Below are 23,323 nucleotides of genomic sequence, written 5' to 3' on the forward strand. Positions count from 1 at the left end.
TTACTGCCCGTTAATGCAGGATAAAATAATCAACATTTTTTCAAAATCTGTCGTCTTTTTTCAGCGCTTATTCGTCTATATTTTATAACAGAAAGGAGCCCTTAACGCAACATGAAAACTGAACGTAGAAAAAGACGTGGACCATGGATTGACCTAATTCTTATTGGGGCAATCGTCGTTTTAGCAGCAGCCATTGTATTCTTTACAATTATTAACCCAGAGTCAAAGTTCCAACAAGTGAACGAGCCCGAACAAACTGAAACAGATGCTTTACAAGGAGAAGTATCAGAAAGCCAATCTAGCTTCCCCGGTATTCGCATTGTGACAGATATTTCAAACGATAAAATAATGCCATATGCTATTCAATATCCTCAATCAAATTCTGATTCCTTTAACGAGGCGGTAACTGAATTTATTGCAGCCTCGAAAAAAAATTACATAGCGGAAATGCGTTTAGAAAAAAATGTTGATAATAATGAAGTCGAGCCTGGCGAATTAAATATTATCTTTGAAACATACCCATATAAAGAGCATTACTATTCGTTTGTGCTAAAGAAAAAATTACGAACAAATAACAGTGACGAAATGACGGTTACAACTTATTTTTATAATAATGAAACTGGTGAACTCCTAGATATTCGAGCTATTTTAGGAGAGAACTTGAAAAACCTAGAAGTGTTTTCAACACATATACGCTCACAAATTACAGATAGTATAGAATTTGAAGGTCATTTATTAGAAGAAGAAATGCTGGCGAAAACTGAACCAAAATGGAGATTATTCGAGCGCTTCTCCATTCAAAATGAAGCATTAGTTTTATATTTTGATTCAGGTGAAATTGCTAGCCCTGAAATGGGTATCTCTACTGTAACTACCTCTCTTTCATATATTAATCCTATTCTTGCTGAGCAATTCCAAGAACAAATGGTAAGCACTGATACGATTATCTCAAATTCAGATACGTCTACAGATTCAGTTGAGCAGGATCATATTAAGCGCGTTGCCCTAACGTTCGATGATGGACCAGACCCTAAAGTAACAAGACAGGTTTTACAGCTTTTAGAGCAATATAATGCTAAGGCTACGTTCTTTATGCTTGGTAGCCGCGTACAATATTATCCGGAAATTGCACAAGAAGTATATAATGCAGGGCATGAAGTAGGAAACCATTCTTGGAGCCACCCCGTTTTAACAAAGCTTACTTCTAAGCAGGTTTTAGCAGAGTATAACTCGACGGAACAAGCCATTAAGCAAGCAATCGGACAATCGGCCACTGTATTTCGTCCCCCATATGGTGCTACAAACCAGCGGGTTAATGGACTTATCCCAATTCCTTCTGTCAATTGGACGATTGATACATTAGATTGGAAGCATCGCGATGCCAAACAACTGTTGCCGATTATAAAAAATCATATGCACAATAATGCGATTATTTTAATGCATGATATCCATGCTTCAACTGCGGATGGTCTTGAGGCCGTGCTTCAATATTTAATTGAGGAAGGCTATACATTCGTAACAGTAAGCGAAGTTTTAAAATACCATTAATGGGGGAGCGTCTAACATGCCGTGCGGCGGCTGGTATGTTGGACGCTTTCGTTTGTGCTTTGATGCGGGATAAAATGCTTGCTCGTTAAAAGAGCAAGAGGAGGATTCTTTGAAAACGACAAGAACACTGGGCTTATCGGATTTCCTACCGAAGGAAAGAGATAAAGTGCAAATTGGATTTTCTTAATTGCCCTAAAAAAGAAGCTGCCTATTCGGACAGCTTCCCTTTTTTATTTTGCGAAATTCACTTTGCCTAATTTCTCAAAAGTATTTAAGTCATAGCTAACAATACCGCTTTGTGAAATTGTATATAGTGAATTATCAATATAAATCATACGGCGAACCGTCTTATCCCATTCCTCGTACATCTGGGTCGCTTGTGCTGGCTCAATTAAGTCAGCTTTCAACTTAATTCCTTTCGTTGTCACTTCATATACTTGTGAGCCTGTGCCTTTGTAAATCATTTCATTGGCATTTTTCTCTTCGTATAAAGTTACAGGGAAGCCATAATAGCCTTTCTCAACATGACGAAGCAATGCTTTATGGTCGTACTGCACATCAGAATATGTGCCACGCCCTCCAATGATAACTGCCGACTTTTCTTTCGGATTCGCTAAATCACTTACATCAAATAGCGCTAGCTTCATGCCTTTTGTTATGACAAATGGCTCTTTAGAATATTCATTCATACGAATTTCTGTGTCATAGCCAATACCGATTAAATGTTTATCATCAAGCGGGTGTAAATAGTTACTAAAACCAGGAATTTTTAGCTCTCCTAACACTTTCGGCTTTGCTGGATTTGCCACATCTATTACAAATAGCGGGTCCACTTCTTTAAATGTTACGATATACGCTTTATCACCCATAAAGCGCGCTGAGAAGATACGCTCACCTCTTGCTAAATCTGTTAATGCCCCAACTTGCTTTAAGTTACTATCTAAAATAAATAGATGGTTTTTGGAATCGGCATTACGCCCCCATGCAAAGCCCTCTGTTGTAGCAATGCGGAAGTACCCTTCGTATTCATCCATTGAGAATTGATTTAATATCGTTCCTTTTACTTCTGCTTGCCCTACTAATTTGATTGCCGTTTGGTCAATAGCAAATTTATAAATTTGCGTATTTGAAGCCGCTGGCATAATCATCATATCTGTCATAGCACGATTGGATGCTGCTGGAGCCGCATAATCATATTTAGGTGCTGTCACATAAATTGCCTTCTGTGACATGTATAATTGAGAGCCACTCCCTAAATAACTTTCTGTTTTCACTTCATTTTTTGCCAAGTCCTTTAAATCAATTGCTGATAATGTTGTATAATTTGGCTCTGTATTACCAGGGAAAATTGAAATTTTTTCGATTGGCATTGGCTCCGATGTATTTTGGCTATTGCTGTCATATGTGTATGGACGTAATTCTACGTCAACTCCCTCACGCAGTAACCAATAATTAGGTGATGAATTCGTTACCATATATAGCACATCACCTTGTTTACGAATGCCTGCAATATGACCTTCTTGCCCAATTTCACGCAGCAATTTTGGGCTATCAGCATTTTCCACATCAAAGAAGGCAAACTTGGATAACGATATCGACTGCATATAATCTTTTCCTTCTAGAGGACGTTCCTCATAGCTATCATACGCAACAATTAATAATGAATTGTGTAAAATGAGCTTTGTTAAATATTGATTATCCTTAAATGCCTTTTTGGCAACAACCTTTATATTTTTAGGGTTTTTCGCATCTGTAATGACTAGCTCATTTTCAACAATTGCATAAATATAGCGCCCATCTGTAACAACAATATCCCCTTCTTCAATGCCCTCTACTTGATTATTCGTTGTCGAATGGTCTGAAGATTTGCCACTTGCCGCGCTATCAGCGACAGATTCGGATGTTTCCATCATTTCATTTTGAACACGACCATAACCAAAATTTTGATTGTTTAATACCGTTTCAAAATAAGTTACTAAATCCTTTGTCGACTTTATTTGCTCGACCGCTTTCACAACATTAAACTTAACAGACTTTTTCTTGTTGTTAAATGTCAATTTTTTAGACGCCCCTTTTTCAACATATAGCGTATATTGCCCAGGGCTTAAATCCCAAACAATAATAGCATCAGCCGTTTCGTTTAATGTCAAACGCGCATCTACCTTTTTTCCTGTAGCATCTGTAACATATACCTTGCCATTTGTTAAACTGGCAGCTTCGATAGTTTCTGAAAATTCAGCATAAAATGGCTGCCCTTCTAACACCGCTGTAGCTGTACTCGCAGCTGCCGTTTTTTCATTTCCGAACAAAGCAATCGCAGTTATTAGTAAAATAGCTACAGCAAATAAAGTGCCTATTGCTCGTATTTTTTTCATGCTTATCTCCACTCCTTTTTATGGTTTTCTTTCCATGTCATTAAATAAGACGGTACATCACCAATTTCGTTACAGTTTTTTTAGATAAAGTGAAACTTCTTTCAGTGGACGCCCTTCCCCACTGAATGTTAGTTGAACCATTCGGGCTTTTACGGGCAGTTAATCTACCACTTATCCTTAATCCGACTTCACTTTAGACTTGAAGTGGGAGTTTTACTACCCATTAGCGGGATAAATCTGAAAATCAATTACACCTCGACTAATGCTAGTCCATGTTTTTCTCGAATCAACTAAATAGGGGAATGCATAATCGACATTTTGGATGCTGTAGGTATTGCTTTCTTCAAAGAATTCACTTGTTAAAATAAGCATAGAGCTAATTTCCAACTGCACTTAGGGAAAATTGAAATCTTGAGAAAGGCGTTTCCCTCAAAATAAATATGGCTGCAGGAGAAATCACTTTCCCTACAGCCATACCCCATTTTACCATTTTACAATCATTGCGGAGCGATGTGAGGTTTCTTTAATATCTACACCGCGTTTTGCCATTTCCTCAATATATGTTCCACCTGGCACAATGGACTCTGGTGCGAAAACACCTCGCTCTGAAATAACGCCATTGCCGAGCATTTGCGCCACAACCGATGCTGTATTTGCTGTAGCACGAGCCATTGCAGTTACGCCTGTCTCTAAATCTTTTTTCACAACCATTTCGTACTCATATGTGACTTGCTCTTCTGATTTTTCACCCGCTATAATAGCACGTAATAATACTGCATCTACTTTCTTGCCTAGCTCTAACTTTTTCTTTAAAGCTTCACGTACAACTTCACGCACGCTTATTTCATGGTTGCCTACCTCTACCATATTATCTTTGCTTAAGAAATCTAAGTCTGCTAAAAGCTTGAATTTTTCAACATGCCCTTTATAGCGAATTGTTTTATATTCCAGTGTTTTTACATGCGGGAATGTTTGGTGCAATGTCGAGATACCTCCAGATGTATAAAATGCCTCCAACACCCCAAATTCATCAAAGTAAATTGGCTCTACACCCGTCAAAGATTCTACCTCGGTTAATTTGCTATCTTGAATCATTTTTGATGGCTCTGTATAATGGTCAAAAACCCCTTCTAACGAGAATACATGTGTGTAGTGCAGCGGTGGCTTCGGCTCTGTCGGAATACCGCCTACATAAAGTTTAATTGATTCCACCTTATCTAATTTCGACGCTCCGTATCCTGCTAAAATATTAACCATCCCCGGCGCAACCCCTAAATCCGGTATAATCGTAACGCCTGCCGCCTTTGCTTCATCTGCCATTGCAAGTACATGCTCTGTCACACCGCCAATATGTCCACCTAGGTCAACAGAGTGAACCCCTGTAGCAATCGCTGCCCTTGCTACCGCTTCATTGAATTCATAAAATAATGCGTTGATTGCAACATGACCCTTTGACATAACATTGCGCAATGATTCGTCTGATGTTGCATCTAATGCAATAACCTCTACTTTATTTGTATTTAATGTAGCGACAAATTCCTCTGCCGCGCCTACTACTAAGTCTGCTAAGTATACTTTTTCAACCGATTCACTTGCTACTAAATCTCGTGCTACTTCTTTCCCCATTAAACCTGCACCTAGAACTACTACTTTCATGTAATCCAACCCCTTTTATTTAGTATGTCATGTGGGACTGTCGGAAAAGCAGATAAATGCTAGATTTCCCAACAGCTGTACGCACTTTTCTTGAAGTAAATGAAAATTATTAAAGCACTGCACTTAGAAGAATTTATTCGTATTAAAAATGATAGAATAGTTGAATTTAAGCGTTACGTATCAATTTGCGCTCTTTGTAAAGTACCGCTATAGTCTACATAAATGCTTTTCCATTCTGTGTAAACGTCAAGAGCAGCCTGACCTGAATCTCTGTGACCATTACCCGTCCCCTTTGTACCACCAAATGGTAAATGGATTTCAGCTCCTGTCGTTCCCGCATTCACATAAACGATACCTGTATCTAAAAGCTGCTGTGCTTTAAATATCGTATTCACATTACGTGAGAAAATAGAACTTGATAAACCAAAGCGCACACCATTATTTACTTCGATTGCCTGCTCTAGACTATCAATTGCAATAATGCTAACAACAGGTCCAAAAATCTCCTCCTGTGCAATAATCATATCCGGTTGCACATTCGTGAAAACGGTTGGCTCAAAATAAAAACCTTTATCGTATGGTGTGTCCGTTAAGATGCGGCCACCTGTTAATAATGTTGCCCCTTCTTGCTTCCCAAGCTGAACATAATGATTAATTTTCTCGAGCGCTTGACGATTTATAACAGGACCTACTTTAACCTTCGGATCAAGCCCATCACCAATTGTAATCGCTTGCATTTCTCTTAGTAGCTTTTCTTCTAGCTCTTCCTTCACATCGCGATGCACAATAATACGACTGCATGCCGTACAGCGCTGCCCTGCTGTTCCAAAAGCACTCCAAACAATTCCTTGTACAGCTAAATCAATATCTGCATCATCCATAACGATAACCGCGTTTTTACCGCCCATTTCAAGCGAGATTTTCTTTAAATGTTTCCCCCCAAGTTCCGCCACCTTACTACCAGTAGCTGTTGAGCCCGTAAAGGAAATCACCCGTACATCAGGATGCTCAATCATTGCTGTGCCAATTGTTGGACCTGTACCAAATACAACATTCGCTACCCCTTTAGGCAAACCGACCTCTTCGAAAATCTTTGCTAGCTCATAGGCCATCATCGGCGTTTCATTAGAAGGCTTCCAAACAAATGTGTTGCCTGCTACGATAGCGGGAAACGCCTTCCATGTTGCGATAGCAATCGGGAAATTCCATGGTGTAATTAATCCAACTACGCCAATTGGTGAACGTACACTCATCGCAAATTTATTGGCTAACTCTGATGGTGTTGTTTCACCAAATAATCTACGTCCTTCACCAGCCATGTAAAGTGCCATATCGATGCCTTCCTGCACCTCTCCACGTGCCTCTTCAATGACTTTTCCCATTTCCTTTGTCAAAACTTGAGCTAAATGTTCTTTTTTCTCCTTCATTTTAAAACCAATTTCATATAAATAATCTGCACGTTTCGGTGCGGGCAACAACGCCCAACTCTTCTGTGCTTCTTTTGCAGCTTGAACAGCTACATCAATTTCTGTTTTTGTTGAGAGTGGCACTGTACCTAGTTGCTCACCTGTTGCTGGATTAATAATAGGCATTGCCTGCAATCCGCTTTCCACCCATTCACCAGCTATAAAGTTTTTCAGCTCCATTTAATCTCTCCTTTCCGTACGCAAAAACTTCTATTCTTGTGTTACATTACAAATTATTCGACATTCTCTGCTTCAAACCCTTTTTTTCTAATTTTAAAAATATTTTTAGTATTTTCGAAACTTCTTTTATTTACACTGCGTACATATAGTAAATTATATTTTTTTGATTGGACAAGAATTAAATCAAAATAAAGCCTTCGATGAATATATGTGGACGCCATTTCACCTAGGCTTAATGACAGGAGGAGCAAATAATGAACAATCACGAAATCGATTACAAGCTTTACGGAGATGATATGCAATTTGTAGAGGTCGAGCTTGACCCATCTGAAACAGTTGTAGCTGAGGCTGGTAGCTTAATGATGATGGAAGATGACATTCGTATGGAAACGGTATTCGGTGATGGCTCTGCACAGGGCGGCGGTGGTTTAATGGATAAGCTTATGGGAGCAGGTAAACGCTTGTTAACAGGTGAAAGTTTATTTATGACAACATTTACAAATACGGGCTCTGGCAAACGCCATGTTTATTTTGCAGCACCTTATCCCGGAAAAATTATCCCGATTGATTTAAGCCTTTGGAACGGAAAAATCATTTGTCAAAAGGATGCTTTTTTAGCAGCTGCTAAAGGGGTATCTGTTGGCATTGAATTCCAGCGTAAATTAGCAACAGGCTTCTTCGGTGGAGAGGGCTTCATCATGCAGAAGCTTGAAGGCGATGGGATGGCATTTATTCACGCAGGGGGCACCATTCACCGACATGATTTGCGACCAGGTGAAACATTGCGTATCGATACAGGCTGTTTAGTCGCTATGACAAGGGATGTTGACTACAATATCGAAATGGTCAGCGGCGTAAAAACTGCCTTATTCGGTGGAGAGGGTCTATTTTTAGCAACACTGAGAGGTCCGGGTACAGTCTGGGTACAATCGCTACCATTTAGCCGACTAGCAAGCCGTGTATTCGCAGCAGCTCCAGCTAGCAAAGGCGGTGGCGGTAAGTCAAGCGATGAAGGCGGTATCGGTGGATTATTCGACCTATTTAATAAATAGGCTATAGGAGTTATCTGAAAAGCTATGTGTTCCCATTGCTTTTCAGATATTTTTTTGCCTTTAAGTGAAATGGTCAAAATAGAACCTCAAAAGGAGATTGAAATACTATGAAAAAAATGTTTTTTGGGTCAACTATTCTTTTATGTGGGACAATAGGATTGATTTCAATTATAGTACTTTCAGTAAATAACCCTTGGGATTATAATGGAATTACTGGAATTTATGGATTTTTACTTGGTTCTCAAACATTGTGGGCTTTCATTTTATTTTGTTTAATGTTTATTTCAGGTGCATTTATTTCCTTTTACGAAGCATATTTTAGCAAAGTTAAATAATTAATCTATGTTTTAATGATACTATACATAACTATTTTTCTATTTGAATGGGGAGGTATTTTCATGGAGGGCGCATACCACGCTGGTGATATTATTGCAACAATACTCTTTGTACTTTTTATATGTGCTACGATTACTGCGGTTATAATTTTCTTCAAACGAGTAAGCAGTACAACAACACAACAGAAAGAAATAATTACGAAACTAGACACGATTATCGAACTGTTGAAACAGAAATAATGAGAGCGTCCAAAAAGCAGTCTTATGCACTGCTTTTTGGACGCTCCTCCTTATAAATACAACACAACAAGCAATAATGCCGCAAGTGCGATACGATAAATAGCAAACGGTGTTAACTTAACACGTGAAATTAATTTTAAGAAGAACTTAATAGATAATAATGCGAAAACAAAGGCGCTAATAAAGCCAACCGCATAGAACATAAAATGATCTGGGTTAATATCTTCCCAATGCTTAATTAAAGATAATCCACTTGCTCCTGCCATAATTGGTACAGCCATAATAAATGTAAAATCTGCTGCTGTTTTATGGTCTAAGCCTAAAAGTACCCCACCCGAAATCGTTGCGCCTGAGCGTGAGAAGCCCGGCCATAATGATAAACATTGCACAAGACCAATTTTCAATGCTTTGCCGTATGAAATTTGGTCTAATGATGTAATTGCAGGCTTTTTCGGTCCAAACTTATCTGCAATAATCATCAAAATTGCTCCAATAATTAAACCGATAATCACTGTTTCCATTCGAAATAAATGCTCATCAATCATATCTTCAAACAAGACGCCAAAAATCCCAGCTGGAATAATCCCCGCAATCACATGCCCTAAATGGAAACGCTGTGTCGAAGTTTGTCCTTCTATTTTATATAAGCCTACTAAGCTTAAAATGCGCTTCCACATGACAACAACTACAGCTAAAATAGAGCCAAGTTGAATAACAATTTTAAATGTGTTGGCAGAGCTTGAACCTAAAAATTCTTGCGTTTTCAACCACATATCATCGACGATAATCATATGTCCTGTCGATGAAACAGGGGCGAATTCTGTCATTCCTTCTACAAAGCCTAACAAAAGGGCTTTTAATAGTTCAATCAAATCCATTCCATAATTCCTCCGATTTACTTACTTTCCACATGAATAACCCATAGCTCTGAGCGACTCCCAATACGCATTGGCGGTCCCCAAAAGCCGAAGCCACTTGAAACGAGCGCATGCATCCCCTCTTTATTTTTATAGCCATAGTCTAATTCAAATATTTTACGTGTAATATATTCGTTTGGCCATAGCTGCCCTAAATGGGTATGCCCCGATAAATGCAAATCAACGCCCGCATTTGCAGGTGCATTCAAATCATCTGGCGTATGATTCATTACAACCCAAGGCTTATCTCGTTCAATTGGGGCTAAATCTGCAATTTGCTTTCTTGCTTTATTCGTTTTATCTTCCTGCCCTGTTAAATAAAAACGCTCTCCTACTAAAATAGTTTCATCTAACAACATTTTGACATTCGCTTTTTCCAGTTCATCTACAATTAATTGCAGCGCATTCCCGTAATACTCATGATTGCCTAGCACCCCATATACACCATATGTGGATTTTAGCTGTGCCATCACCTCACCCATACCCTTCTTAATAAATAAATCTGGCTTGTCATCCACTAAATCTCCGACTAAAAGCACAACATCAGGATTTTGCCCATTGGATAATGTCACAAATCTCTGCAAATGTGCCTTATTGGACAGCACGCCTAAATGAAAATCTGACGCAACAACAAACGTCATTGGCTCATCGACATCTAGCTTCACTGTTGTTTCTCTCACAACAGGCGAATAAGCATTGTATGTACCATAAATAAAAAGCACAATAAAAATAATGACAGCCACACTGCCTGTCGTGCGCGCTGTTAATGGCGTAATAAAAACAACGATATTCGCAATAATACATAAAATCAATCCGTATTCAAAAATGAACATCCAATAATTACCTAAAACTGATAAAGGACGTAATAATTCATGAATTCTACCCAACACAAAGCCAAATGCTACTACATAAAGAAGAGGCCAAAAAATAAGATTCGATATATGTATATTTATAGATGCTAGCCACAAATTGAAATTCCAACCTATGTAAAATGTCATACCGCTATAAATAACAACAATTACTATACCAATTAAATATTGCAATGATAGTATCCTCCTATATTTTATCCCGCATTAACGGGCAGTAAGACGCCCACATTTCAAGATTTATGTGAAATTGGCTTAAGGAGAAGTGGGAGACCAACTGCCCGTAAAAGCCCGATTGGTTCAACTAACATTCAGTGGGAAGAGCGTCCACTGAATGAAGTTTCACTTTATCCCGCATTAACGGGCAGTAAGACGCCCATTTCAAGATTTATGTGAAATTGGCTTAAGGAGAAGTGGGAGACCAACTGCCCGTAAAAGCCCGATTGGTTCAACTAACATTCAGTGGGAAGAGCGTCCACTGAATGAAGTTTCACTTTATCCCGCATTAACGGGCAGTAAGACGCCCATTTCAAGATTTATGTGAAATTGGCTTAAGGAGAAGTGGGAGACCAACTGCCCGTAAAAGCCCGATTGGTTCAACTAACATTCAGTGGGAAAAGCGTCCACTGAATGAAGTTTCACTTTATCATGCAAAAGTATAACATTACTTTCTCTATGTAGAAAAATATAAGTCTCAGAAAATCAAAAATGCCTTACCTAACACAATTCAAGACTATCAAAATGCAGCTCCATTTTGTAGTAGAAACGCATTGAAAGATAGATTTTAATCCCTTCTCCATTATTTAAAAGTAACTCCGCTAAAGTCAATGATTCTCTCATTTTCAAAGAAATCCCCTCGCTATTTTCCTCGAAGAAATACTTTGAAAAGACACCATCAAAAGCGTCCCAAACACCGTGCAGTTGCCGGTGTTTGGGACGCCCTATTTAAAATGCTACTTGTACAGCAACCGTTACCTTAAATAAATCGCCATCTACTTCAATTTTCATTCGTGCACCATGCAAGTCAACAATCGACCCTGCGATAGCAAGCCCTAAGCCAGAGCCTTCTGTATGACGAGATGTATCGCCACGTTTAAAGCGCTCCGTCAGTTCCTCTACATTTTCAACAAGCTCATACTTCGCAATATTTTTCACTACAAGCTCCGCCTCTGCTCCTTGCTGTTTAAGTGTAACATAAACGCGTGTACCCTCTAATGAATACTTTTGGGCGTTGACAATTAAATTATCAATAACACGCCACCATTTTTGTCCGTCTACATAGGCAAAAATAGGCTGGCTTTCAATATTGACTCGTAAATCTAATTTTACCGTAGTAAAAGCTTCTTCATGCTCACCAATTGCCTGCTGTAATAGCTGTGCTAAATCAACTCGTTGCTTCAAAAGCTCGACATTCCCACTTGCCATTTTCGATACATCAAATAAATCCTCAATCAATGTTTTCAAACGTGCCGATTTTTTATCAAGTATGTCGATATATTTACTACGCTCTTCTTCAGATAAGTTAGGCTTTTTCAATAAATCCGTGTACGTAATAATAGATGTTAACGGCGTACGTAAATCATGGCTAACATTTGTAATCAGCTCCGTTTTTAAACGTTCACTTTTTGCCTGCTCTGTCATTGATGTTCGAACACCATCTCTTAATTTATTTAAGTTTTGAGCATGCGCTGCAATCGGTGATTTCCCCTTCACCTTCACATCAGTCGTTAAACGCCCCTCTGCCATATCTTCAGCTTGTTTCATCACACGATTTAGGTAGCCCATGCGGCGAAGATATATATATAGTGTAGGCACGAATACGAATAAGAAGAGTGGTATATAAATAAGGAACAGCCCGTTATCAATCAAAGCGCCTGTGAATCCTACCCCTGCAAGGAAAAATACAATAAGCATTGCAAATGTTTGCATACCAACCGAACGATTTAAAAAGACGTCCTGACCCGCTTGCCAAATGCGAAGAGAAATCGATTCTTTCCAGCGTTCAATATCACGACTATCATCAATTAACCATAATATACTGATTACTAATGCCATGAATAAAGCAACGGCAAGCCCAAATAAGAAAATAAGCTCTATTATATTTACTAACTGATACATTTCAGCACTGTAATAGGCAATATTGTAAATGGACCTCACTAGCCCATCAACGATGTCAATGAATAGCATCCCACCTAATAATGTCAAAGCAATTGCCGCATCAATTGGTAGCTTGTTAAATAACGGCTTCACTTTTAGTAATAATGCCTCGATTTCTGCTCTTTTAGGTCGCATAAAAAAGAATAGTACGAATAATGTTAAAAGACCAGTTCCCCATATGATATAAGAAAGAACTTTAAAAGCTTCAAAACCCTCATAATTTCTTTTTAGCTCCGAATCCTTTAAAGCCGTCTTTGGCAATGTAATCGTGCCTGTAAACTTTGGTAGCTCAATAGTTATCGGAATCGTGTGCGATAATAACGCAAAATCCTCTTCAATATACTCGCCTGTGTAAACTTCCATCACTACTTCACTTCGAACATTTTCCGCAACCGTATCCGATGTTACTTCAGAAACACCTTCCCAGATTCCTTCGGAAGTGCTTTCCAAAATTACTTCGCCTATGCTTCTATTTAAAGGTGGTACAAAATACTCGGAGTTTTCCTCTAAAAAATGCTCCTCAAATATCGCCGTTGCGGCAATATTATTATTTGTAAAACGTTGCTTTGTATTCACATCTACTAAATCGTAGCTAAACATTTTATAACTATTGGATGATAGGAACTCTCGTTTTTGACGCTCCTTGCTAGCAGCATAATTATCAATAATTTGCTCCTTTATTGCACGGATTTTCGCCTCAACATGTGCATCGTCCGAGAAATTTTTCTTTACCTCCTCGATTTTACGATCACGCTCCTGCTTTAGCACTTCTTTTACTTCAACTGATGCTGACGCAGAGTCTGTGTTATCTTCTAGGCGGTCTTGATATTGCCTAATAAGATTTTCAACCTGTTCCTCTAATGAACCATAGTAATTACGATAATAATTAATTTCATTTTGTGTTACTTTTATTTGCTTTTTTGCTTTCTCCGCATCAAAAGACATTAACACATTGTTATATAAATCTTCATAATATTGCTGCAACTGCCACTCGAATTCTCGGGAAGTAATAAATGATTTACCGATAATCGTATTCGCATTTCCCAAAAAGGAAAATAACGAAAATATGGTCCAAAAAATGAGCAGTAGCGTTAGGGCGCCTCTTCCCTTCTTCATTTCGTTTCCTCCTAAAAAAGCTTTCGTAATAACTGCAATGTATTGATTAAATCCGCTCTTGTCGCCCATAGAAACATCCCGATATAAATAAGACCAATTAGACTAGCAACTGCACTAATTAGCGTACATACCAGTGCAATATTACTTTTCCATTTTGTAGCCAAGTCCCCAAACAACCTTTAAATAATGTGGATTTTTCGGATCTGTTTCAATTTTTTCGCGGATTTTTCGGATGTGTACTGCGACAATATTTTCAGCATTATACGCCTCTTCGTTCCAAACCATTTCGTAAATTTCTTGAATGGAAAAAACACGACCAGCATTTTTTAACAATAGTTCTGTTATTTTATATTCAATTGGCGTCAGCTTTATAGGCTCTCCGTCCTTCAAAACTTGTCGACCTGCTATATCTAACTCTAGCCCTTCAATTTGCGCTGCGCTATTTTGAAATGTTCCTAGCTCGACATAACGACGTAGCTGCGACTTTACCCGAGCCATTAACTCTAAAGGATGGAAGGGCTTTGTAATATAATCATCCGCCCCAACAGACAAACCATGAATCTTATCCGTATCCTCAGCCTTCGCACTAAGCATAATAATTGGGATATTTCGTTCAGCTCGGATTTTAAATGTCGCCGTAATACCATCCATATTCGGCATCATTATATCTAAAACAATCAAATGTACCTCATGCTGTGACAGCATTTCTAACGCCTCTACACCATCGCCAGCCTTCAAAACTTGATAGCCATCATTTTTTAAATAAATTTCTATACCATCTCGGATATCTTGGTCATCATCCACGACTAGTATCGTTAACTTCGTCATATCATTCACCTCGCTGCAAACTCTTATAATGTTATAATAAAGGATAAAAATGAAGTATTGCTTAACGTAAATCTTAAGATTTTCTGAAGAAATGGAAAGGGAATGTCGTTTATGTATAAAACTGTAGCTCAAACAGCCTTAGACTTAAATATGCCAGAAGAACAAATTTTATATTATATTCACAATGGGCACATTAAAGCCGTGCATGATGGTGAGCAATTTTTAATCAACAGTGGACAGTTCGAGGCATACCACGAGCAAATCGAGCGTATCAAAGAGGAAATTGATATTTGGCGTAATACCCCCATCCCCGAAGATATTGATGTGAAGGATGAAGACTAAAGGGTGCCCAACCCCCAGAATTAAAGTGGAGAATTTCTATACTAAAAGAAAGGCGGTGCTGCCTTTGTAGACAACACCGCCCCTTACTTAAATCGGGATAACTTGACTTACACTTTTTGTCATTATTTCTGCATAATCCTCTACCATCACACTTGCAGTTGGATACATTCCCGCTCCAGGTCCAACAAGTGTAATTGTCCCAATATAATTTGTATCAACAGCCACAGCGTTATTAACATCATCAATAGCGTATAACGGATGCTCTTTGTTCACTAATAACGGTATTACTTTACCAACGATTTTTCCGTCTGCAAAGCGTTCTATTTCCGCAACATGACGATAACGTAGCCCTTTCGCCTGTGCCTCCTGCACATCTGCTTGGGAAATTGCATCAACACCGATTACTTCTACCTCCGACCAATTAGGCTGTTCACCAAATGCCAAGCTAGATAAAATCATTAACTTTTTGAAGGCATCCTGCCCCGACACATCATTGTATGGATCGGCTTCTGCATAGCCAAGTCGTTGTGCCTCCTTTAAAGCTTCCTCAAAGGATACATTTTCTATACGCATTTTCGTTAAAATATAGTTCGTTGTTCCATTTAAAATACCTTGAATTCGTTCGGCATCATTTACTAACAGCACATTTTTTAATGTCTTAATAACAGGTACGCCACCAGCTACAGAGGCTTCATACCCTACATATACACCATGCTCCTTAGCAAGTTGCTCAAGCTCCTGCCCACGCTTTGCAAACATCACCTTATTGGCCGTAATGACGTGGCATCTATGCTCGACTGCGCGCCTTAAATAGGAAAACGCTGGCTCCTCATTTACAATCGCTTCGAAAACAACTTGTAATCCAGGCTCTGCCAATACGTCCTCTATACTTTCCGTCATCAAATGCATTGTGTTAGCTACACGTTCTTTACTCGCATCAGTAACTAATATTTTTACAACCTCGAGCTCCACCCCTAATTTCTGTTGGAGCTCCTGCTGCCTTTCCTTTAGTATATGATAAATTCCTTGCCCCACGGTTCCAAAACCGAGAATGGCTGCCTTCACTTTTGACACTATACCTTCGCCTCCAAATTTCCTTTCACAACTAATCAAGTGAATCTTAGGCTTTTTACAAAATCAAATTGTGTATTTTATATATTTTCTGCAAAAAACCACGACTTATTTGTTATATCGTTCTCGTTATATATAGTGATTCTAGCTCAATACTTATGATATTACAAGAAAATTCTACCCTAAACAGACATTTGTTTTTTCAGAGAGGTCACCAAACATTCAAATAATATAGAAATGGGGCTGCCAAGAAAGAAATGACTTTCAAGACAGCCCCGTAGGTTATATATCAATAAAAGAAATGGGGGAATTTCTTCTATTATAATAAGGAAGATTTCAACTAACTTCTGTTAATTGTCGACGGCGATAGTTTTCCAAAATGGATTGCATAATCTTTTCCTCTAATGCTGTAAATGCAGGCACTGCATATGTGCGGTGAACAAGCTGAAACTCCCCATAGCGTAAAAACCATTCTTTCGCTGGCAATTTAATGTGGTCATTTCCATACTCGATATACGCATCATATACTTCCTTTACAATGTACCCATTTAATAAATCATATGTTGATTCTGAAAACGCACTATGCCCAAACACTTTCATCCACATCATTTCAACATTTGCTAATAATAATTGAATTGCTTGTGAATTGATGAAGGTGTATGTCTCATTTAATTCATACACAATATAAGATGCTATGTTTTGCGCACTATATGTACGTCCCATATTCAACACTCCTTTGATTTATCCTATTTTATCAATTACGCTTCGGTTTACTACCACCCAGATTTCTCCAATATTTTCGGTGGAAGTTTACTTAAAATCGCCACATCCTGTAACATCCGTTGGAGATTGATAGAATTTTAATTCCCTGCAAGTAGATTGGTTTTATTATAATTGAGAAAAATCAAGAAGTCAATAATTCTTATAAAAATACTAGGTATTGAGTTTTTAATTTTGCTAGGGGGGCTGCGACTGCGAAATGATGCAGTCTACAGCCTATTTTTAGCAACAATCTAACAAAACCATATAGATACTTTATACAAATGAGTATTCAAGCGTTTGTCTATAGGTTAAGCGTTTTTTGCTGCTAATGCTAACGCTTGGTCCAAATCTGCTACTATATCTTCCACTGCTTCTAAGCCGATTGATAAGCGAATGAGCTCTTCTGATACACCAGCGATTTTAAGTTCTTCTGCTGACAATTGTTGATGTGTTGTAGATGCTGGGTGAATAATAAGCGAGCGTGCATCGCCCACATTTGCTACATGCGAGAAGAGTTTAACACTATCAATAACAGTTCGCCCAGCCTCTCTACCACCTTTAATACCGAAAGTGATGATAGAGCCAAAACCATTTTTCAAATACTTTTTCGCCAATGAATGCGATACAGTATCTTCAAAGCCGTTATAGTTTACATATTCCACGAATGGGTGGTTGCGCAAATGAGCGGCTACTTTTTCAGCATTTTCATTATGTCTTACTACACGCAAATGAAGCGTTTCTAACCCTTGTAAAAAGTTGAATGCTGAGTCTGCACTTAATGTTGGCCCGAAATCTCGCAGCAATTGCACGCGCAATTTTGTAGCGAATGCCGCAGTTGCCGTATCAACTCCATAGCGGATGCCGTGATATGTTGTATCAGGCTCTGTGAAGCCTGGGAATTTCCCCTGTGTCCAGTCAAATTTCCCTGCATCGACAACAATACCACCGATTGTTGTGCCATGCCCACCAATCCATTTTGTTGCCGAATGAATGACAACATCCGCCCCGAATTCGATTGGATTAGAGCCATATGGTGATGGGAATGTATTATCAAGGATTAGTGGGATACCATGCTCATGTGCGATTTTAGCAACCGCTTCAATATCTAGCACATTTAAGCTTGGATTACCGATTGTTTCTGCAAAAATTGCTTTTGTATTTTCGTTAATTGCCGCTCGGAAATTTTCTGGGTCACTCTCGTCTACAAATGTTGTCGTAATACCGTAACGTGGCAAAGTTGTAGCAAATAAATTATAAGTACCGCCGTACAAGGAGCCCGCCGATACGATATGGTCCCCTGCACCTGCAATGTTCAAAATAGAAAATGAGATAGCTGCCATTCCTGAAGAAAGCGCTACTGCCGCTGTTCCTTTCTCCAATAAAGCAACTCGCTCTTCAAATGCCCCGACAGTTGGGTTCATAATACGTGAATAAATATTTCCCGCTTCTTCTAATGCAAATAAGCGCTGCGCATGAGCAGTATCGTTAAATGCATAAGCAGTCGTGCGATAAATCGGTACGGCAATTGCCCCTGTTACTGGATCGGGTTTTTGCCCACCGTGTAATAATAATGTTTCTGGTCTAAGTGTTGACATGAGATTCCTCCTAAAATGTTTTCGATGGCTAGTGGATTTTTGAGGAGGGTAGAAAAACAAAAAACCCTCTTCCTAAGAAGAGGGTTCGCAAATGAGCAAGTTTTCCTCCCCTTATCTTTCAGATCCCAATCCGAATCTGTAGGAATTAGCACCTTTGTAAGCTCGTCGCTTACCGGTTGCCGGGCATCACAGGGCCTAGTCCCTCCGCCACTCTTGATAAGAGTATTTGATTCATGTTCCATCGTTGTGATTGAGTATAAAGCATTGTAAACCAAGAAGTCAACTATTATTTTTTAATTTTTACGCTTCTTATTTTATCTATGTATTTTAAATTTTCATGAGTACAAGAACTTCTTAATGAAACTGTTTCTCCGCCGACATAGCTAAAATTGTAACCAGCCCTCTCAAAATGTAACTTGTTAAGAAAAATCTTGCATTTTCCTTTTCTTAATTGAACTACCGAATTTACAATGGCGAAAGAAATGAAAAAATCCCCAATAAAAGTAATACACAGCGCATTTCCTATATTGATATATAATCTTTAAAATCATTATAACCCTGTAACTAACTTATAAGGTAAGTTTTGATACAGAACATGGTATGATAATAATTATGGGGCTTTAAATTGGACTAACAACTATGAAATCCATCATATTAGACCGTGTAAATGGGGGGGAAATAAAGATTATAGTAATTTAATTCCACTACCATATTCATTCCATAGAAGTGTTGTATCCCCTTGGTGGACAGCTTATTAGAAATTAGGTGAATTTAACATGTCTATTGAATTAACTTTAACATCATTAATGAAAAGGTTAGAGCAAGAGAACCGTCTAACTGTACAATTGGAAAATGGAGAAATCTTAAATAATGTAACATTCGATTGGAATAGTCCCATATCAAACCAAGAACTACAAGAATTTTCTTTAAAAAACCCACATCATATTTTACCAGAAGCCCTGTGTTCGTTTCTACAACACAGTAATGGAGCGAAATTATTTAATAATGAAGGTCTTGGTATGGATTACTTTGAAATCTATACCATTCATGAAATGCAAAATTATATAGATGAATATAAAACAAATATATATTATCAAGGTGCATATGATAAAAGTTGGGTTATGATTGGTGCTTATCGAGGATATGGCGACTACATGTTCATTGACTCGCAAAAAGTGGTGAATGGAGAAGAGGATTATTTAATCTATGTACAAGTAGGCGATATTCAAAGATTACCTATGAATTTTGAAACTTGGCTTGATAGATTCATTGTTGCACAAGGAGCTAGATATTGGTTATGGTAAGTATGAGGAGCTGTCTAAAAAGATCATTTTCTATAGAACTCGCATTAAAAGGGGGATTTTTGCTTCTTCTCTTTCATTTTTGAAAAACACCGCTAAACCCTGTGTGTCTAGCATTTTCAAAGAAAACCCTCTCTATTTTATAGAAGCAAACATTTTGCCAAAACACCATCATCAGCGTCCAAAATGCCGGCTATGCACGGCTTTTTGGACGCCCCCTCATTTAATATCAATCTAAAGTGAATCAATTTCATAAATCGATTTTTTCAGGAGCTTAGACTGATCCAGTGTGAAAACTTACGTTTTTAAAAATTATGCAGCTGCTTGCAACTTGTTTAATTGCACGTTGATACAATCTACTACTAACTTGCAGGCATTATAAATAAACATCACGAGATTGAAATGCAACTTTGTCCTTCTACCGGTTCGATGACGGACGTTGTTTAATTGAAAGTATTGTTTTAAATAGGCGTTCCACTGCAGTACGTTCTTTATAAAGCCTTTTCCATAGGTCTGAACCACGTGCGGATAGGTATATTTTCGAATATCCTAAAACATTTTACTAAGTCCTTTACTGTTGGAATATGTTCTATAATACGAATGATGAGTGATTGAATCATCTCACCATAGTTACATTCACGTGAAGCACCAGGTAACGTCTTTTTTGAAAAGAGATGAAAGATTGGTTGTACATCGAAAGTAGAGAAAATCGCATCAAATCGGTGCGAGCCTTCCATATCAAATAATTCTTGGATGTCAAAAAGGCTAATTTGTTTTATAATAGTCATGAGGCATCATTCCTTTCGGTGGGTTGTTTAGTCGCTACCATTATACCGAATTTTTTGGGGGTGCCTCATTTTTATTTATTTGAAACCCTTGATAACGAAGGGATTGGAATTATGAAATTAAACTCAATTAGTATAAAATAATATACGAATACAGGTCATTAGGAGGATGAAAATGGATACTAGAGAACTTTTACGCAATCACGCATCCGTGCGTAAATATACAGGGGAACAAATTCCGCGCGAAACGGTAATGGATTTAATCGAAACAGCACAAATGGCAGCAAGTTCACATTTTGTGCAAGCATATAGCGTTATTTGGGTTACGGATGAAAATAAAAAGCAAAAGCTCGGCGAATTATCAAAAAATGAATTTCAATTTCTAACAGCGGGTGCATCATTCTTATTTTGTGTTGACTTTAAGCGTCTTCAAGCCGCGGGTCAAAAACACGGTGTAGATATCGTTACAGATTCTGCAGAAAATTTACTTGTTGGTGTAGTCGATGTATCTTTATTTGCACAAAATTTTGTTGTTGCGGCAGAGGCGAAGGGCTACGGCATTTGCTATATCGGCGGAGCACGTAATAACCCTGCTGAAATTAGCGAACTTTTCAACTTACCTAAAAGTGTATTTCCGTTATTTGCACTGACGATTGGTACTCCGACAAAGCGCAATGAAACAAAACCACGCTTGCCTGTTCCTGCAGTACTTCATGAAAATGCCTATGACGAGGCTAAGTATGATGCATTATTAGAAGAATATGATGCAACGATGGAAGGTTATTATGCAAGCCGTTCTTCAAATCAAAAAACAGCTACATGGACAAAACAAATGGCAGATTATTTAATCGAGCAAAAGCGTCCATACATCAAAGAATTCCTTGCACAGCAAGGGTTTACATGGAAATAACAGTGACCCATGCTCTTGCATTTAGTCCTTTGCGATTTTACTGTAGAAGTGGAAGTTTTTTGTACTCTTCATCTTGCTGTCGGTATAAAAAAAATGCTCCTGCGGTTACTTGTTGCAAGAAACATGTCCTAAATCATGATAAAATGGACCTACAATACATGAAAGTATTCAGAGGTGTTTGCCTATGCAAATGAATAGACATGTTGCGAAATCGTTAGAGCGACAACAATTAAAATCAATGCGACGCTTTTATTATGCAATAGCTGAAATCAATTCAATACTTGCTGATATTCATAAAAAAATACAATCAAATATTGATGAAGAAAAATATCAATATGCTACTGCTTATGTAAATAAATATATTTCTTATACATCTGTATGGAATATTAAATTTGCTTATAATTTAGAAAACCCTGAGGTCGCAATGCTTCAGCTCTTCCATTTACGATATATTTTCCAGCATGAGCCTACCATTGCATTTACTCAAGAACGCCAAATCGTTCAGCAGCAACAACATGCCTTTGACAAGCTACAGCTCTTCAGAGCAGAGCAACTCGCTGCACGTTACGAAACAATGCTGGCATATATTGCGGAGCACCAGGGCTAATTGAACCAAATATTGAATGCCGCGATTAAAAACAAAAGTCCTCTCTCTTTAGTCAGCATTTCACAGTCATGTGACGCTAGATATTTAGGGGCTGTCTAAAAAGAGGGGTTTGTCTAGAAATCGCATGTTAAGGAGGACTTTTGCTACTTCTCTTTCATTTTGGAGAAGCACCGCTGAACCCAGTGTTTCTAGCATTTTCAAAGAAAGCTCTCTATTTTAGAGGAGCAAACATTTTGCCAAAACATCATCATTAGCGTCCAAAATGCCGGCTATGCACGGCTTTTTGGACGCCCCCTACTTTCAGTTTGAGTTTCGCTTATGCACTTTCATTCAGAAGAAAACCCCATGAACCTAGTGTTTCTACTATTTTCAAAAAATTCTCTTGCATTGTACCCAAGTGAATTTTTTGAAGTAACACCAACGAAAGCGTGCAAAATACCGTGCAGTTGCTGGTATTTTGCACGCCTCGCCCTTTTTTACTCCTTAACCATACGCGCATTTGGTAGTGGCCAAACAACAGCTGGCACTGTACCTAATATTTTCTCCTGTGCGACAAAGCCAACCGTTATATCTCGACTATCCAAGCTTCTACGGCGATTATCTCCAAGCACAAAATATTGACCCTCAGGTACAACTTCCACTCCTAAAGCGTCCACCAAAGTAAAGTTCCCTGTTAAATTTCCGCTGTCTACTAATGCTTCTCTATTGCTCTTTAAGTAAGGCTCTTCGAATTTTTCGTCATTAATAAATAGCTCATCATCCCGATATTCTATACGGTCCCCAGGCAAACCAATAATTCGCTTAATAAAATTTTCACCCGTTGGTGCTTCAAAAACGATAACATCAAAACGCTTATAATCAGATAAGGTTGGTCCAATAATATTGACAATCACTTTTTCCTCATTTTCAAATGTAGGCATCATTGAAGCACCTTCTACATTCACAGGTGTAAATAAAAAAATACGAATCCCAGCAGCTAATACTACTGCAAACACGATTGTTTTAATCCAGCTAATAATCTCCTTTTTCTCCAAACTCGCTCGCCTCCTTAAAAATTAAAACGTCTTTTAGTAAGCAAAGTTGCATAGGCCCATTTAATTTCCGCAAGACATTAAAAGCTTTCCGTCTCTACTCTTTCACTTAGAAGGAACACCATTAAATTCAATGTTTTGGACAGTAGCGATGATATTTCGCAAAATGTTTATATATATAAA

At 38.3% G+C, this 23,323-nt stretch carries 21 protein-coding genes, 1 pseudogene and 1 riboswitch; of the genes and pseudogenes, 8 read left to right on the top strand and 14 right to left on the bottom strand.

The features are described 5' to 3' along the window. The first annotated feature begins 111 nt into the window (after nt 1–111). Nucleotides 112–1,548: a polysaccharide deacetylase family protein gene (locus MHB51_RS09965; RefSeq protein ID WP_342558064.1), complete on the top strand. Its 1,437-nt coding sequence runs from the start codon at nt 112–114 to the stop codon at nt 1,546–1,548. Between the two features lie 230 nt (nt 1,549–1,778). Here the strand turns inward: MHB51_RS09965 and MHB51_RS09970 are convergent, their stop codons facing one another. The 3 genes from MHB51_RS09970 to MHB51_RS09980 form a co-directional block, all read right to left on the bottom strand. Beyond that, complete coding sequence (locus MHB51_RS09970; protein ID WP_342558065.1) at nt 1,779–3,923, bottom strand: beta-propeller domain-containing protein; 2,145 nt, start codon at nt 3,921–3,923, stop codon at nt 1,779–1,781. 483 nt (nt 3,924–4,406) lie between these two features. Next, entirely contained in the window at nt 4,407–5,579 is a 1,173-nt protein-coding gene (locus MHB51_RS09975; protein WP_107941945.1) for a saccharopine dehydrogenase C-terminal domain-containing protein, read from the bottom strand. Nucleotides 5,580–5,752: 173 nt separating this feature from the next. Then, nucleotides 5,753–7,225 (bottom strand): aldehyde dehydrogenase family protein, encoded by a 1,473-nt coding sequence (locus MHB51_RS09980; protein ID WP_107941944.1) that lies wholly within the window; start codon nt 7,223–7,225, stop codon nt 5,753–5,755. A 254-nt stretch (nt 7,226–7,479) separates the two neighbouring features. Between MHB51_RS09980 and MHB51_RS09985 the strand changes: the two genes are divergently transcribed. The 3 genes from MHB51_RS09985 to MHB51_RS09995 all read left to right on the top strand — a co-directional run bounded on the left by MHB51_RS09985 (nt 7,480) and on the right by MHB51_RS09995 (nt 8,852). Continuing rightward, nucleotides 7,480–8,277 (top strand): TIGR00266 family protein, encoded by a 798-nt coding sequence (locus MHB51_RS09985; RefSeq protein ID WP_066167860.1) that lies wholly within the window; start codon nt 7,480–7,482, stop codon nt 8,275–8,277. A gap of 107 nt (nt 8,278–8,384) precedes the next feature. Next, nucleotides 8,385–8,612, top strand: a complete 228-nt coding sequence (locus MHB51_RS09990) for a hypothetical protein (RefSeq protein WP_066167857.1) — start codon at nt 8,385–8,387, stop codon at nt 8,610–8,612. Between the two features lie 63 nt (nt 8,613–8,675). Next, nucleotides 8,676–8,852, top strand: a complete 177-nt coding sequence (locus MHB51_RS09995; RefSeq protein WP_342471374.1) for a DUF4083 family protein — start codon at nt 8,676–8,678, stop codon at nt 8,850–8,852. 50 nt (nt 8,853–8,902) lie between these two features. On the opposite strand, the gene MHB51_RS10000 is transcribed toward MHB51_RS09995, so the two are convergent. The 5 genes from MHB51_RS10000 to MHB51_RS10020 form a co-directional block, all read right to left on the bottom strand. Further along, nucleotides 8,903–9,730 (bottom strand): undecaprenyl-diphosphate phosphatase, encoded by an 828-nt coding sequence (locus MHB51_RS10000; protein ID WP_066167854.1) that lies wholly within the window; start codon nt 9,728–9,730, stop codon nt 8,903–8,905. Between the two features lie 17 nt (nt 9,731–9,747). Continuing rightward, nucleotides 9,748–10,812, bottom strand: a complete 1,065-nt coding sequence (locus tag MHB51_RS10005; protein WP_342558066.1) for a metallophosphoesterase — start codon at nt 10,810–10,812, stop codon at nt 9,748–9,750. 768 nt (nt 10,813–11,580) lie between these two features. Beyond that, nucleotides 11,581–13,839 carry a HAMP domain-containing sensor histidine kinase gene (locus tag MHB51_RS10010; RefSeq protein ID WP_342558067.1) on the bottom strand — a complete coding sequence of 753 codons (2,259 nt, stop codon included), beginning with the start codon at nt 13,837–13,839 and terminating at the stop codon, nt 11,581–11,583. A gap of 80 nt (nt 13,840–13,919) precedes the next feature. Then, nucleotides 13,920–14,072 carry a hypothetical protein gene (locus MHB51_RS10015; protein ID WP_342558068.1) on the bottom strand — a complete coding sequence of 51 codons (153 nt, stop codon included), beginning with the start codon at nt 14,070–14,072 and terminating at the stop codon, nt 13,920–13,922. Next, nucleotides 14,050–14,736, bottom strand: a complete 687-nt coding sequence (locus tag MHB51_RS10020) for a response regulator transcription factor (RefSeq protein WP_066167847.1) — start codon at nt 14,734–14,736, stop codon at nt 14,050–14,052. Before MHB51_RS10020 ends, MHB51_RS10015 begins: the two co-directional genes overlap by 23 nt. Nucleotides 14,737–14,847: 111 nt before the next feature. On the opposite strand from MHB51_RS10020, the gene MHB51_RS10025 reads away from it, so the two are divergent. Further along, complete coding sequence (locus tag MHB51_RS10025; RefSeq protein ID WP_342558069.1) at nt 14,848–15,078, top strand: DNA-binding protein; 231 nt, start codon at nt 14,848–14,850, stop codon at nt 15,076–15,078. An 87-nt stretch (nt 15,079–15,165) separates the two neighbouring features. Here MHB51_RS10025 and MHB51_RS10030 read toward each other — a convergent pair whose 3' ends face one another. The 3 genes from MHB51_RS10030 to MHB51_RS10040 all read right to left on the bottom strand — a co-directional run bounded on the left by MHB51_RS10030 (nt 15,166) and on the right by MHB51_RS10040 (nt 18,506). Beyond that, on the bottom strand, nt 15,166–16,152 hold the full coding sequence (locus MHB51_RS10030; RefSeq protein ID WP_342558070.1) for a homoserine dehydrogenase: 987 nt from the start codon (nt 16,150–16,152) through the stop codon (nt 15,166–15,168). Nucleotides 16,153–16,485: 333 nt separating this feature from the next. Further along, entirely contained in the window at nt 16,486–16,872 is a 387-nt protein-coding gene (locus MHB51_RS10035) for a hypothetical protein (protein WP_342558071.1), read from the bottom strand. A 347-nt stretch (nt 16,873–17,219) separates the two neighbouring features. Continuing rightward, on the bottom strand, nt 17,220–18,506 hold the full coding sequence (locus MHB51_RS10040) for an O-acetylhomoserine aminocarboxypropyltransferase/cysteine synthase family protein (protein WP_342558072.1): 1,287 nt from the start codon (nt 18,504–18,506) through the stop codon (nt 17,220–17,222). Nucleotides 18,507–18,614: 108 nt separating this feature from the next. Next, nucleotides 18,615–18,729: riboswitch (SAM riboswitch) on the bottom strand. A 553-nt stretch (nt 18,730–19,282) separates the two neighbouring features. Between MHB51_RS10040 and MHB51_RS10045 the strand changes: the two genes are divergently transcribed. Beyond that, on the top strand, nt 19,283–19,810 hold the full coding sequence (locus MHB51_RS10045) for an SMI1/KNR4 family protein (RefSeq protein ID WP_342558073.1): 528 nt from the start codon (nt 19,283–19,285) through the stop codon (nt 19,808–19,810). Between the two features lie 309 nt (nt 19,811–20,119). On the opposite strand, the pseudogene MHB51_RS10050 reads toward MHB51_RS10045, so the two are convergent. Next, nucleotides 20,120–20,333: pseudogene (locus tag MHB51_RS10050) on the bottom strand (IS5/IS1182 family transposase); the annotation flags it as partial. Next, the gene (locus tag MHB51_RS10055) at nt 20,299–20,595 is read right to left on the bottom strand and encodes a hypothetical protein (protein WP_342558074.1); all 297 of its coding nucleotides are present in this window, start codon (nt 20,593–20,595) and stop codon (nt 20,299–20,301) included. The pseudogene MHB51_RS10050 and the gene MHB51_RS10055, both read right to left, overlap by 35 nt. 172 nt (nt 20,596–20,767) lie before the next feature. On the opposite strand from MHB51_RS10055, the gene nfsA reads away from it, so the two are divergent. Next, a complete protein-coding gene (gene nfsA / locus MHB51_RS10060) occupies nt 20,768–21,502 on the top strand; it encodes an oxygen-insensitive NADPH nitroreductase (protein ID WP_342558075.1) in 735 nt (244 codons plus the stop codon). A gap of 184 nt (nt 21,503–21,686) precedes the next feature. Beyond that, nucleotides 21,687–22,109, top strand: a complete 423-nt coding sequence (locus tag MHB51_RS10065) for a hypothetical protein (RefSeq protein WP_342558076.1) — start codon at nt 21,687–21,689, stop codon at nt 22,107–22,109. A gap of 476 nt (nt 22,110–22,585) precedes the next feature. Here the strand turns inward: MHB51_RS10065 and lepB are convergent, their stop codons facing one another. Beyond that, entirely contained in the window at nt 22,586–23,143 is a 558-nt protein-coding gene (gene lepB, locus MHB51_RS10070) for a signal peptidase I (RefSeq protein ID WP_066167824.1), read from the bottom strand. Between the last annotated feature and the right edge of the window lie 180 nt (nt 23,144–23,323).

Origin of the sequence: Metasolibacillus sp. FSL K6-0083 (assembly GCF_038630865.1) — a bacterium.
GTDB lineage: Bacteria > Bacillota > Bacilli > Bacillales_A > Planococcaceae > Metasolibacillus > Metasolibacillus fluoroglycofenilyticus.